A 13,513-nucleotide genomic window follows, 5' to 3' on the forward strand; every position below is an offset into this window, starting at 1 on the left:
TCATAACAGGGGCTAACAAGATATCGTAGCATTTTCGACAGATAGTTTAAACGCTTAGATATAGCAGATAATTAAGGTGAAATTAGGCAGAATGCGGGGGCTGGGAAAATGTAAATGGGGATCGGTATAACTTTTTTCCTAAGTGGTCATTTTTAGGGTGTAAGTGAATGATAGCGGCTATAGGTGGCGCTTTTCGGCCGGCCGGAATGGCTACAAGATAAGTATCCGGAGATTTTGCTGATAAAATTTTTTTTCGACCCAACCTTTTGAAAAAGTACGCCCGTTTACTTTAATATAAATATGATTCTATGAGATATTTACCGTTATATTTTTTGGGAGTAGTACTGGCTTTTTGCAGTATAGTAGGGTGCTCAAAGGAAGCCAGCCTGGATTCAAAACAGTCGCTGTACTCGGCTAAGACAGCGCTGCTGGATTCAGCTGGCCATCCTGTGGATACGTCACATCATTATCCGGGAGATTCTACGCATCATCCTGGTGATACTATTATTCATCATCCCGGCGATACTACTATTCATTATCCCGGCGATACAGTTATTATTCATCCTGGCGATACTATACCAGGTGGAGGTGTTTGTTGCAGGGATACTACGTACTATCCTCCGAAAGATACTGTTCGCCCGGGTAGAGATACTGTCGTACGGTATTAAAATGTTTTTGGTGATTTTTTTCGAAAGAAAAACAGTTGTTTCAGGTTTTGCCTGAGGCAACTTTTTCTGTTTGATATAACCCATACACTTGTGTGTATATTGTAACGGTAGCATAAACAATTGGAAGACATACATCAGTTGATAAGAGATTGTTTGGCCAACGACAGGCTTGGGCAGGAGAAACTTTACAAGAAGTTTTATCCTGTGTTCTATCTATTGTGCAGGAAATTTTTCAATAATGATGAGGAGGCGATGGAAGTATTGAATGATGGTATGTTGCAGGTATTTACACAACTGCATCGGTATGCCGCGGAGAAGGGGGAATTCATTAACTGGGCATATACCGTGATCAGGAATGTGGCGCTGGATAAAGTCAGAAGAAAGAAAATGCCGGTATATGGGGAGATAGAAGAGGATACTGTTGTTACAGAGAATAACATTTTAAGTAAGCTCAATGGAGCAGATATCTATAAACTGCTGGATGCCCTTCCAGCGATGACAAGAGCTGTTTGTACGCTATTTTACCTGGAAGGGTTTTCAATAAAGGAAGCAGCAGAACAATTACAGATGAGCCAGGGAACGGTTAAGTGGCACCTGAGTGAAACCCGGAGCAAATTAAAACCAATATTGGAGCAGTACTACCTAAATATTTGATACCAACCCGTGAGTGAAAGGATTAAAAATACCGGCCCATTGGATGAAGGAACGCCGCCTATTCCGATTCCGCCTGCTGAAGAAGGTTGGAGGCAGATGGCTGCGCGCCTGGATGTTGTTATGCCGGTAACTGGCGCTATAGACGCCGCTGCAGCTGTCAAAGGGGCCGTTGTGAAATCAGGTGGTATTACTTTGGGCAAACTCGTCATAGGAATAGCAGCAGTAACCACCCTCTGCGTGACAGGCATCATTTACATTACACTGCTGTTGCACCCTGCCACCAACAATACGAAACCTATTGCTCCAAATGCAAATCAGGATATTGTAGAAAAGCGTCAGGCCCTGGCCGATGTGACGGTTGATAATCCGGATAAACTGCAGCCTGATTCACATGCTGTTGCAGAAAACCCTCCGCAAAAGCCATTAGCTGACGAAAAAACGGCTGTAAGTCATTCGGAGGATTATGTTGTGCCTGGCGTTAAAACAGCCGCTAAAACGCCTGAAAATCACCAAAATCAAAATACTGCAACACCTTCTCCACCGATACAGGTTCGCAGCGGGCAGTCACTTGCCATTATACCAGCGACCAACAGGCTTTCAGAAAGAAACAGGCATACAAAGGCAAATGGTAAGAAAGACGCCTCACCGCAGGAATCGGTAAATGAAGCGGAGAATGATCAGCAGGCATCTGTCAGAAAAACACAAGACACACTCTGGCAAAAAGAACCTAAGGCAAATCTGCCGCAGGGTAATGACCTGCCATCCGTTGCCAGGCAGGATAACGGGCAGCTGCTATCAACAACCGGTGTCACCGATATGCCTGCAAAAAATCCAATCACCTCCAATGTAGCATCTGCCAGTCAGGGAGCCCTGGCACCGGCAACAGCAGCCAATATCCGGGACCTGCTAACACCAGTAGCTACCAATAGGCCATATGAACACAAATTATTGCAGGCCCCCGAAGAAGTAATAAACCGTTTATTTAGTTCCCGGCCGCCTCGGAAAGGTAGTGGTATGGCCTGGGAGCTGTTGCTTCAATGGAACCTGCCATTGCCTGCCGGTGATAACTGGCTCAAAGGAGCTGCCGGGAAAACCCAGGCATATACCGTGTTAATCCCCGGACTAAGACTCCAGTACGGTCGCCCGGAGGCAGCTGTCAGTCTGGACCTGAATGTTGTGGCTACCCAGGCGTATAACAGCGCGGGCTATAAGCTGACCTCCTCTTCCCTGCCGGATTCCGGTGTTTTGCGGAAAAATGAAAGCTTCATTCTCCTGAAATCCTATGGCTATAGCGCCACACTTGCCTACCAGCACAGGATTTATAACAAATGGTACGGGGCCGCCGGTATCCAGGCATTCTATGCCAGAGAAGGCGCGATCGACTATACCCAACGATACGATTCTTCCAACCTGTTGATAAAAAATAGTCGCTATGGCGATAAAACAGCTATCTGGGAACATGTGGGCCGATGGCACTGGGGTATCTCCGCAGAAGGGTTTTACAACCACGACAGGTGGCAGGTAGGTGGAAGGGTACAAATCCCCGTTCTGATGAAAACAGACTCCCTCACCAGTAACATAAAAGCACGCATGCAGGCCGAAATACTGCTAAGGTTCAAAATTTATAAGAAAAAATAATTGCTGTTTGCAAGATGTTGTGTTTTGGCTGTAATGTAATGTAGTAAAAGGTTTAGTGGTGTTAGTTGAACTGGTTTCTGCATAAGTTTTTGATGCTCAGCAGTATTTTTTTTAAAATTTTTTAAAGAAGATTTGGAAAAGTGACAAACTTATCGCTACCTTTGCATCCCGCAATTGAAGGAATACACACTGAGATTGCGACCGGATAAAAAGTTTCGGGGTGTAGCGTAGCCCGGTATCGCGCCACATTTGGGATGTGGAGGTCGTAGGTTCGAATCCTGCCACCCCGACGGAAAATAGAAAACCCGCTCGTAGAGCGGGTTTTCTATTTTTAAATATTTTCCTTCTTGATTTTGCTATTGATTTTAAAGTATTTAAGGTTCGAATCATGCTGGACCTATTGTATAGGAACATACAATTAGTTATTCAATTCCTATAGCCACATTTCTTTTTGCTTTATCTATCTTTTCCAAATCTGCTTTTGTAAGATTTGCCGGTGCTAAATCAATATCTACCTTACCTATACTTCCTCTAAAAGTGAATGGTGCGCTGTAATCTCCAACAGGAGAGCCCAAATCTTCTCCAACATCAAATGTTTCGTCAGCAGAAAAACGTCCGAACACTGTTTTATCCACTCTTCCTTGACCAATCTTCTTATTATTAAGATACAATGTAACCGTACCACCTTTTCCAACACCCCCACCTTCATAGTTGAACTCCATTTTTACGATGCATGGCCCCGGCGGCAAAATTTGCGTTGACGTAACTATATAATGTGTATTGCTGAAATAGTTGTAGTCGTAAATAAGTTTTCCACCTTTTACATATAATGCATAACCAGCTACAGTGCCACCTGCAGCAACGATTACACCATCCCCGGTCTTATTAAGGCTTGCTGTGATAGTATGGGATTTGTTCTTAATATTCGGTGATGAGTTTTCGGCAACTCGGACTGTTCCTGGATAGTAAGTAAACTTAGTAACCCCTTCTATCAGGCTAGGCCTTAATGTTGGGTCCGCACGTTCAATAAACCTATCATCGAGAGGAAGTACATTGTATTTTTTAGCCTCTACCCAAAACATATCCTGCAACTCCTTTAGTTTCTGTGGATTTTGACTGGCTAAGTTATTAGATTCACTAAAGTCATGATCCAGGTCGTACAGCTCCCAGACATCTTTGTCAAAGGAATAGCTGCCCTGATTTTCCCATGGTAATCTTCCATGCCGGCAGGTTGCAATCCAGCCATCATTGTATAATGCCCTATTACCGAACATTTCGAAGTATTGGGTTTTTCGTGGGCTGGTGGCACCTGCGTCTTTAAATGTGTATACCATACTTACACCTTCTATAGGCTTTTGTTTTACACCATTCACTTCTTCTGGTTGTTGGATATGCGCTACATCCAGGATTGTAGGTACAATATCAATAACATGATGAAACTGTGAACGCACACCACCTACATCAGTGATGTGTCCTGGCCATGATATCACCAATGGGTTACGTGTTCCTCCCAGATGTGAGGCGATCTGTTTTCCCCATTGAAAGGGAGTGTTCATTGCCCAGGCCCAGCCCACAGGAATGTGGTTATAACTCTTAGGGCCACCTATTTCATCAAGATGCTTTAAAACAGTTGCGGGATCTTCCTGCAAACCATTTAATCCAAGCATTTCGTTAAACAGACCATTTAAACTTCCTTCCATGGAAGAACCATTATCTCCGATTTCACAGATTACCAATGTATTTTCAAGTTGCCCGATATTTTGCAGTGCATCCAGAATTTTGCCGATTTCATAATCTGTTTGTGCGGTATAAGCAGCAAAAGCTTCCATCAGTCTTTCGGCAATTTTCTTTTGGTCAGCACTCAAACTGGACCATGCAGGAATTTCTTTAGGTCTGGAAGTAAGTTTAGTATCACTTGGGATTACACCAAGTTTCAATTGACGTTGATAGGCTTCTTCTCTATATTTATCCCATCCCTGGCTGAATTTGCCTTTATATTTGTCCATCCATTCCTTTGGTACATGATGTGGCGCATGCGTAGCACCAGGCGAATAGTACATAAAGAATGGCCTGTCTCTGGTCACGGATTTTTGTTGATATATATACTTTATAGTTTCATCGGCGAGATTATCATTCAAGGTATATGATGATTCTTTTCCTTTAGGGACTTCCATTTCTACAGGTGAATTATCCCTGTATACTGCAGGTTGCCATTGATTACACTCTCCACCAATGAACCCATAAAAGTGATCAAAGCCTTGTAAAGTAGGCCATCGATCATATGGCCCTGAAATGCTGGTTTCCCAATCTGGTACATTATGATTTTTTCCTACCCAAAAGGTGCTATAGCCATTTTGTCTTAATATTTCAGAAACCATTGCACAACTTTTGGGTATTTGGCCGCTATAGCCAGGGTAGGCATCCCCAAGCTCAGTAATTACGCCAGTACCTGCCGAATGGTGATTTCTTCCGGTTAATAATGCTGCTCTTGTTGGAGAACACAGGGCTGTGGTATGAAATCGAGTATATCTTAAACCGGATTTGGCAAGCCGGTCCAGGTTGGGTGTAGGAACCTGACCTCCAAATGTTCCCCATTGACCATAACCGCAGTCATCTATCAGGATTAGTAATACATTAGGAGCACCGTCGGGAGCTTTGATAATGGGAATCTTATCAGGTTTCGATTCCTTATAGGTATTCCCAATTACCCCTTTAAATGGCGGGTCGGGACGTGGCAATACAGTTTGTGCATTAGCTTGTCCCATAAGCAGGGCGCAAAATAGGAGCGCTATAACATAACTTTTTTTCCTATTCATATACATAACTATTGTGCATTGATAAAATGGTGAAATGGCTCACAACTAGAACGATTACACGTTAGTAAGGTAGATGATAGAAATTTGCTAAGCTTCAGGGTAATAACACAGGGATTGTTCTATAACAAGCTGGTGCAAAATATGTTTTTGAAAGGCGGGAGATTATCTGCGGGCCATTTTACTTTTGTTGTGTCCGTTTTTCTAAGCGTTCAACTTCCCAGAACTTTTACTCAGGGAAGTTGCCTGTAATTCTAGCGGGATGAAAACCTCATCTTAATCGGAACAGCTATCCAACTCAAATTCTCACTTGAACAAAAGTCACTTCTTATTGTTGATAAAAATATCAGTCCTTTCTAATATCAGTCATTTTTGTCCTTTCTTCCTGACATAAACAACATGGATTCAATTTAAGATTTGACTCCTCGTAATTCCTGCGGTCATCAAAAAAACAACCTTTCAAATCAAAAGGGGAATTACCTGTTTGTAAAACTCATTTGAATAGTTTGACTGCTAAAAAAGCCTTATGAAACGACTTACACTATTGCTGCTGCTTACAGCGTATGCAATGATTTCCAACGCGCAGCTAAGTTATTTTAATCCAACAGTACGCGTGAAGGATTATCTGGAACCAGCTATTCCACACCCGGAGCAAGATAGAGAAATGAAGGACAAAATGTCGAAGTTGAAAAAGAAGCCAAACATCCTTATTTTTCTAATAGATGACATGGGTTATGGCGATATTGGCGTGTATGGCGGTGGTTACGCCATTGGTGCTCCTACGCCCAATATCGATAAATTGGCACACGAAGGATTACAATTGACATCTACCTATGCGCAACCCACTTGCACGCCTACACGTGCAGCGTTGATGACAGGTAGAATCCCTGCCCGATCAGGTTTGACACGTCCTACACTTACTGGCGAGAATCCGAAAGTAAATCCCTGGGCATCTGAAAATACTACGGCCAAAATATTATCACAGAATGGTTATATCACTTCAATTTCAGGCAAATGGCATCTGGGTGAAAACAAAGGAAGTCTACCCAATGATGTCGGATATGACGAATGGCTGGGATTTTCCGCAGTTCAATCTGAATATGCGCAGTTTGTGAACGAATGGATATATCCTGATTTAATCAATAAACCCGATCGTTTAGCCGCAATGAGGAAACTGGTAGATCAATCAGTGGTAACAGGGAAACGTGGAGAGGACAATAAAATGGTACAGCCAATAACAACGATTGAAGAGCTGTCGAAGGTGGACCAGATTTTCGCAGACTATAGCGAAGATTTTATCAAAAGAGCTGTAAAGCAGGATAAGCCGTTCTACCTGATTCATTCATTCTCAAAGGTACACAATGACAACTATGTATCTAAAGGATATAAAGGCAAAAGTCCTGCAGCCTTTCCCTACAAAGATGCTGTTATTGAAGTGGATGATATTGTAGGTAGGATTATGGGTGTTCTGAGAGATTTAAATATCGATGATAACACATTTGTGTTTATAACATCAGATAATGGTCCTAATGAGGATGTATGGCCTGACGGCGGCTACACGCCTTTTCGCGGAGGGAAGGGCACTACCTGGGAAGGCGGTGTTCGGGTACCAGGAATTGCCTACTGGAAAGGTATGATCAAACCTGGCAGGATCAGTGACGGCTTGTTCGACCTCTGTGATCTGTTTAATACCTCACTCTCACTTGCAGGGGCAGTTGATAAAATACCTTCAACTAACTATATCGATGGAGTTGATCAGGCATCATTTCTCCTTTCAGATACAGGCCATACAAACAGAAATGCGGTATTTATGTATTCTGAAAAGCAATTTATGGCGGTCAGGTGGCAGGAATACAAACTTCATATGAAAGTATTTAACACCTCAGCTCCAAGGAAAAATCTTGATCAATCCACAATAGAAAATATTGGGATGAGCCCTTGGGTATATAACCTATATGTTGATCCAAAAGAACAACTCAGCACTGGTCATCGCTATTTTGAATGGGGGATTCCAGGTGTAATGAGCCTGATCTCTGCTCATTTGGCTACCTATAAAAAATACCCCATGAAAGATATTGGATTAAGTAAGCCAGGGGCTGATTGATTTTCATAGATGTTTATTTACAACCAAAGCTTTCCAATAATAGTCAAATCTATGATAAACTGGTTCGAAATGTATCCTGCCACCCCGACGGAAACAAGAAAAAGGATAGTAGCAATACTATCCTTTTTTGTTTTATAGCCATGATGATTAACCTTTCCTCTTATATAACGCTAATGTTATCTCTCTTTCCCGAAATAATAAACAAACTCATTTATTGAATTGTAATAGCAACTCCATCTCTCCTGAGTATCTGCAATTAGCGAACATCTTTCAAAACCTCCGGAGACAACCGGCATATCTCAATAACTGTCTTCATTATTCAGGAACTGTAACACCCAAAAATAGCTGTTATGAATAGGGTTCTGTATACCATTTCCATTTTAATATGCGGTACTGTACACGCTTTGGCGCAATCGACCTACAAAATGACGACCGCCATTCCTCCCGGTATTACAACACCGGCAAGTGTAAATACACGCATCGGTACGTTAGAATTTTTTGATGGTGTTCCCACTGAGGAAACGGCGCAAAAGGCCTATGATCAATTGGATTACAGCAGAGGGATTGAAGCATTTTTAAATGGTGTTCCTGGTGCTTCTATGTATGCATTGAAGTTAGGTTGTAAGTCAATTGGCGCAATAGATGGAACCATTGCCATATGCTCGGATTTAATGGATTCAAGATCACTTTTCCTGACTGCTAATACGGAAAGCATTTATTACCAGACATGGATCGACCTCAAAAATGGGCCAATTGTGGTAGAAAGTCCGCCGGAAGTTTTAGGTGTCGTGAATGATGCCTGGTTCAGGTACGTTACTGATCTTGGTAATGCAGGGCCCGATAAGGGAAAGGGCGGTAAATACTTGATCCTGCCTCCTGGCTATAAAGGAGCAGTTCCTGCAGGTTATTTTGTGTATAAATCACCCACTTATGGTAATATCGTTATTGGTCGTGGGTTTATGAAGAATGGTTCGCCGAAATTTGCTTCAGAAACAATTAAAAAAATGATGCGGGTTTATCCACTGTCTGAAGCTGGAAAGCCTCACCCGGAAAAGTTTGTGGAGTCATCCGGTAAAGAAATAAATACGATACATTCAAACGATTTTAATTTTTATAGGGAATTAAATGAGGTAGTCCAGGAAGAACCGGAAGATTCTTACGGACCGGATATGATGGGAATCTTTAATGCTATAGGCATTGTTAAAGGAAAACCTTTTGCGCCTGATGAACGTATGAAGCAAATCCTGACAGATGCAGTGGCCACCGGTAATGCTATTGCCAGATCGATTGATTTCCGCAACCGTAATCCGGAAGCCGCTATTTATCTTGGAAAGCACTGGAATACACCTTTTATTGGTGGTAGCTATGAATGGCTCACCAAAGGTGGTGCGCGAAACTTTGATGCCCGCACCATGTTTTTCTACGTGGCTACTGTTAATACGCCTGCGATGGCCGTTGCTATGCCTGGTGTAGGTTCACAATACGCATCGGCAAACCTGGATGCTGCCGGCGCGCCTTTCGACGGTGGTAAAACGTATCGCCTGCATGTCCCTGCCAAAGTTCCGGTAAAAGATTTTTGGTCTGTAGTGTTGTACGATGTACAAACCCGCTCCATGCTGCAAACGGATCAACAATTTCCTAGCTTGTCAAGTCAGTCGGGACCTGATGTAAATGCAGATGGATCAACAGATGTTTATTTTAGTCCGGTTCGACCAGATAATACAAAAAACTGGATTCAAACGATTCCAAATAAAAGCTGGTTTACCATTTTCAGATTATATGGACCACTACAGCCCTGGTTCGATAAAAGCTGGGAATTGCCGGATATAGAAGAAATCAGGAAGTAGGCGGCCTGTCTTTTTTATCCGTTATTCCAATAACAGTCAGGTTTTTAATAAAAGTATCGGAATACATCTGCTTGTGAAGTAAAACAATAAACCCGCTCTTAGAGCGGGTTTATTGTTTTTATATGACATCATTTAATTTCAGGTAGATGAAACGCTTCATCATAAAGAGAATGAACAATGTTTTTTACAAATTCTTCTTTAGGAAGAATTTCTCCATTAGTATTATACGCGATGGATAAATTTTTTTCTTTGTTATAGATTATAAGTGCATGTGATCCTAAAGTGTCTCCGCCATGCCCAAAAAATATGTAGCCATCGAAATCCCAAAGAGCTAAACCTCTTCCCCAACCTTCTTTATCCAAAACAGGCATCATTAGTTCCAGCGTTTCTTTTTTAACTATTTTGTGCTGAAATAAGCTATTGATGATGATATTTAATTCCTTTGGAGTTGAAGCAATGTCGCCCACACCAATCACATTTGGATAGTAAATTTCTTCTTTTAATTCCGTCCATTCGTGGTTGTTGAATTTATAAGGTTTAAATATATTTTTTGGATTTGATTTTATAGAAGCAGTATTTTTTAAGTGCAATGGTTTTGCTATTTCTGCATCAAATATTTTATGAAAAGGTTGCTGATGGATTTTTTCAAGGATTTTTGTTAATAAGTAATAAGCCGAATTTGAATATTTTACTTGCTCATTTGGCTGAAAGAGTACGCCTTGCTGTATTATCAAGTCAAGAATTTCTTTTTCACTTACGTTCTCCGTTACCCATACAACACCATTTTTGACAACATAACTTCCCAGCCCACTCGTGTGTTCCAGTAAATTTTTAATTGTAATTATTTTTGCATTCGGAATTTGTGGATAAAACTCTGATAGTTTATCCTCTAATTTTAATTGATTATTTTGAATTAACTTAAAAATTAAGGCTGCTGTAATCATTTTGGTTACTGAGCCTACCTGATATTTAGTGTTATTATCAAATGCCAGATTTTGAATGTTTTTCTGACCGAAATTCTTTTGATATACTTCCTTATTATCTTCAAAAATTGATACACTTCCAACGCCCAGATTGTTATTCTCAATATAGCTGAGGTATTTGTTTAGATTTTCAAAATTGTGTGTTTGAGAGAAAACATTTGTTGAAAAAGCGATGAGAATTATTGTGATGATGCTTTTAATCTTTGTCATTATAGGTTGTAGTTAAACATGATGGCATTAGTGAAAGTACAGAATATTGAAGCCCCCAAAGCGGCAATGTTGCTGGAACATGGCCAATGCTTTGAACATAGGCTAAAATACATAAAAAGAGATGAATCGAATACATGATAGTTTGGGCAGGGCATATAATTGCTCCGCTATTATCCGGAGTGGAGGTAAGCGCTGTTAATAAAGACAAAAAAATACCGGTGGTTGAATGTTGCCACCGGTATTGCAAATTTTCTGACTAACGTTATCATTTCAGGTCTACCACTACTTTTTCTATTGTGCCGGTATATGCGAACGGCATCTTGTAAGTAAAGTCAATAGGTGACCCTACATCCTGCCCGATATCTAAACCTTCCGCAATAGTAAACTGGATCGGAATAGTTTTGGTAAGCCGTCCTTTAGCGACTTCCTTACCATTGGCCGTCATGGTGATGGTGCCGCCTTTACCCATTCCTCCACCATCGTAATCAAAGCGTACCGCCAGTTTAACCTTTCCGGCAGGCAATGCATCCTGTGTTGTAAAAGTGGGGCGTTCGATACCAAGATAGTTGTAAACAAATGAAGCCTTACCATCTTTCAGGTATAAGCCATAACCGCCTTCCAGGCCGCCATGTGTAACGATCATGCCGTTGGCGTCTTTGTCGGGCACTACTATGTCAGCAGTTATTACCCATGATTTATTGAGCATTGGAGGAGAAGCCGCATCCGGTACGCCAATGGTGCCTGGATAATAGGTGATTGTTTTTCTGCCTCTTATCAGACTGGGTCTGCCCATTGCCTCTGCATTCATGCGTATGGTACCTCTCCAGTCCAGCGGAAGGACGTTATATTTCGAAGCTTCTACCCACCAGAGGTCCTGTAGTTGCCGTAATTTTTCCGGGTATTTTGCTGCCAGGTCGTTTGCCTGTGAGAAATCTACGTCGATGTTATACAGCTCCCACTTTTGTTTGTCGGGGTCAAAATCCGATCTGTTCGGATTCCAGGGCACAAAGGCCATGGCAGAGGCCATCCATCCGTTGCTATAGATCCCCCTGTTGACGGCCATTTCGAAATATTGTGTTTCATGGCGTCCTTTGGCTTTTGTGCTGTCTTTGCTGAATGTATAAGCAAAGCTGTTACCCTCCAATGGTTTCTGCTCTACACCATTTAATTGTCTGGGCGCAGTAATGCCGCATACTTCATAGATAGTGGGTACGATATCTGTTACATGGAGGAACTGACTTCTAAGGCCACCTTTATCTTTTATGCCTGCAGGCCAGTCAACGATCAATGGATTACGGGTGCCTCCAAAATGGCTGGCTACCTGTTTGGTCCATTGAAAGGGTGCATTCATGGCCCAGGCCCATTCTGCAGTGAAGTGATTAAAATGTTTCGGGCCTCCCAATTCGTCAATTACTTTGATATTATCCTGCCATTTTTCCGGAAAGCCATTGAAAAAGATATTCTCGTTTAGAGACCCTTCCAGACCGCCTTCAGCGCTGGAGCCGTTGTCGCCGGCGATATAGATGATCATGGTATTGTCTGCATCCGGCAATTGCTTTACGGCATCTACGATTCTTCCCATTTCGTAGTCACATTCTGCACCATAAGCGCAGAAGATTTCCATCATTCTCGCATAAAGCCGCTTCTGGTCAGCGTTTAAGGATGACCATGCAGGCAAACTTTCAGGCCGTGGAGTGAGCTTTGTATCTGCCGGGATTACACCGAGTTTTTTCTGGCGCTCAAATGTTTCCTGACGATAAGCATCCCAACCGCCATCAAATTTGCCTTTAAACTTATCTATCCACTCTTTTGGTACCTGGTGCGGCGCATGGGTAGCACCGGGAGCTACATACAGGAAATATGGTTTATCGGGTGCAATGCTTTTCATTTCCCTGACCCAGGCGATGGCATGATCTGCCAGGTCTGTGGTCATATAATAGTTCGGGTCTTTCGATGCGGGTACCAGGTTGTGATTCTCAAATAATATCGGGTTCCAGTGGTTCATGTCACCGGCATTGAATCCATAGAAATAGTCAAAGCCCAGCCCATTGGGCCAGCGGTCAAAGGGACCGGCCTGACTGAGTTCCCATGGCGGCGTGTTATGGTTTTTGCCTATCCAGGCGGTTACATAACCGTTCTGCCTGAGTACTTCCCCAACTGTTCCGCAGCTCCGCGGCAGAATACAGGTATATCCGTCATATCCTGTTGCCAGCTCCGTGATCCCGGCAAATGCGGCAGAATGGTGATTGCGGCCGGTAATCAGTGCGGCCCGGGTAGGAGAACATAAGGCGGTAGTATGAAAACGGTTAAACCGTAAGCCATCAGCAGCCAGCTTGTCCATAGTAGGGGAAGGTACTCCTCCGCCAAAGGTACTGAACTGGCCAAACCCTGCGTCATCAATCAGTATTACGACCACATTTGGCGCTCCTTTAGGGGCACTTACCATTTGCGGGAATTGTGCCGGATCTGACTCAAGATAGGTTCTCCCCATGTGTCCAGGAAAATGAAAATCAGGGCGAGGCAAGACTTCCGGCGTTTTCGTTTGTGCCATTAAGGCTAACGGAATGGCTAAATTAACTAGTATTAATCGGGAGAT

8 protein-coding genes and 1 tRNA gene are annotated in these 13,513 nt (G+C 42.6%); 6 read left to right on the forward strand and 3 right to left on the reverse strand.

The genetic code is table 11. The annotated features are described in order from the left end of the window. Window positions 1–308: 308 nt before the first annotated feature. From F3J22_RS05765 to F3J22_RS05780, 4 genes are all read left to right on the forward strand, one after another. Window positions 309–668, forward strand: coding sequence for a hypothetical protein (locus tag F3J22_RS05765; protein WP_167015186.1), 360 nt, complete (start codon window positions 309–311; stop codon window positions 666–668). Between the two features lie 120 nt (window positions 669–788). Continuing rightward, complete coding sequence (locus F3J22_RS05770) at window positions 789–1,322, forward strand: RNA polymerase sigma factor (protein WP_167015188.1); 534 nt, start codon at window positions 789–791, stop codon at window positions 1,320–1,322. A gap of 9 nt (window positions 1,323–1,331) precedes the next feature. Further along, window positions 1,332–2,960: a hypothetical protein gene (locus tag F3J22_RS05775; RefSeq protein WP_167015190.1), complete on the forward strand. Its 1,629-nt coding sequence runs from the start codon at window positions 1,332–1,334 to the stop codon at window positions 2,958–2,960. A gap of 216 nt (window positions 2,961–3,176) precedes the next feature. After that, window positions 3,177–3,250, forward strand: a tRNA-Pro gene (locus tag F3J22_RS05780). A 132-nt stretch (window positions 3,251–3,382) separates the two neighbouring features. Here F3J22_RS05780 and F3J22_RS05785 read toward each other — a convergent pair. Then, entirely contained in the window at window positions 3,383–5,776 is a 2,394-nt protein-coding gene (locus F3J22_RS05785) for an arylsulfatase (RefSeq protein ID WP_205195146.1), read from the reverse strand. Between the two features lie 523 nt (window positions 5,777–6,299). Here F3J22_RS05785 and F3J22_RS05790 point away from each other — a divergent pair. Continuing rightward, a complete protein-coding gene (locus F3J22_RS05790) occupies window positions 6,300–7,877 on the forward strand; it encodes an arylsulfatase (RefSeq protein ID WP_167015194.1) in 1,578 nt (525 codons plus the stop codon). A 350-nt stretch (window positions 7,878–8,227) separates the two neighbouring features. Then, window positions 8,228–9,724 carry a DUF1254 domain-containing protein gene (locus F3J22_RS05795; RefSeq protein ID WP_167015196.1) on the forward strand — a complete coding sequence of 499 codons (1,497 nt, stop codon included), beginning with the start codon at window positions 8,228–8,230 and terminating at the stop codon, window positions 9,722–9,724. Window positions 9,725–9,852: 128 nt separating this feature from the next. On the opposite strand, the gene F3J22_RS05800 is transcribed toward F3J22_RS05795, so the two are convergent. Next, window positions 9,853–10,917, reverse strand: a complete 1,065-nt coding sequence (locus tag F3J22_RS05800; protein ID WP_167015198.1) for a serine hydrolase — start codon at window positions 10,915–10,917, stop codon at window positions 9,853–9,855. Window positions 10,918–11,182: 265 nt separating this feature from the next. Further along, entirely contained in the window at window positions 11,183–13,408 is a 2,226-nt protein-coding gene (locus tag F3J22_RS05805; protein ID WP_205195147.1) for an arylsulfatase, read from the reverse strand. Between the last annotated feature and the right edge of the window lie 105 nt (window positions 13,409–13,513).

This window comes from Chitinophaga sp. Cy-1792, assembly GCF_011752935.1.
Taxonomy (GTDB): Bacteria; Bacteroidota; Bacteroidia; order Chitinophagales; family Chitinophagaceae; genus Chitinophaga.

Coding starts and splice junctions, on each gene's coding strand:
- F3J22_RS05765 (WP_167015186.1), top strand. CDS start 309: ATGAGATATTTACCGTTATATTTTTTGGGAGTAGTACTGGCTTTTTGC.
- F3J22_RS05795 (WP_167015196.1), top strand. CDS start 8,228: ATGAATAGGGTTCTGTATACCATTTCCATTTTAATATGCGGTACTGTA.
- F3J22_RS05790 (WP_167015194.1), top strand. CDS start 6,300: ATGAAACGACTTACACTATTGCTGCTGCTTACAGCGTATGCAATGATT.
- F3J22_RS05800 (WP_167015198.1), bottom strand. CDS start 10,917: ATGACAAAGATTAAAAGCATCATCACAATAATTCTCATCGCTTTTTCA.
- F3J22_RS05805 (WP_205195147.1), bottom strand. CDS start 13,408: ATGGGGAGAACCTATCTTGAGTCAGATCCGGCACAATTCCCGCAAATG.
- F3J22_RS05785 (WP_205195146.1), bottom strand. CDS start 5,776: ATGAATAGGAAAAAAAGTTATGTTATAGCGCTCCTATTTTGCGCCCTG.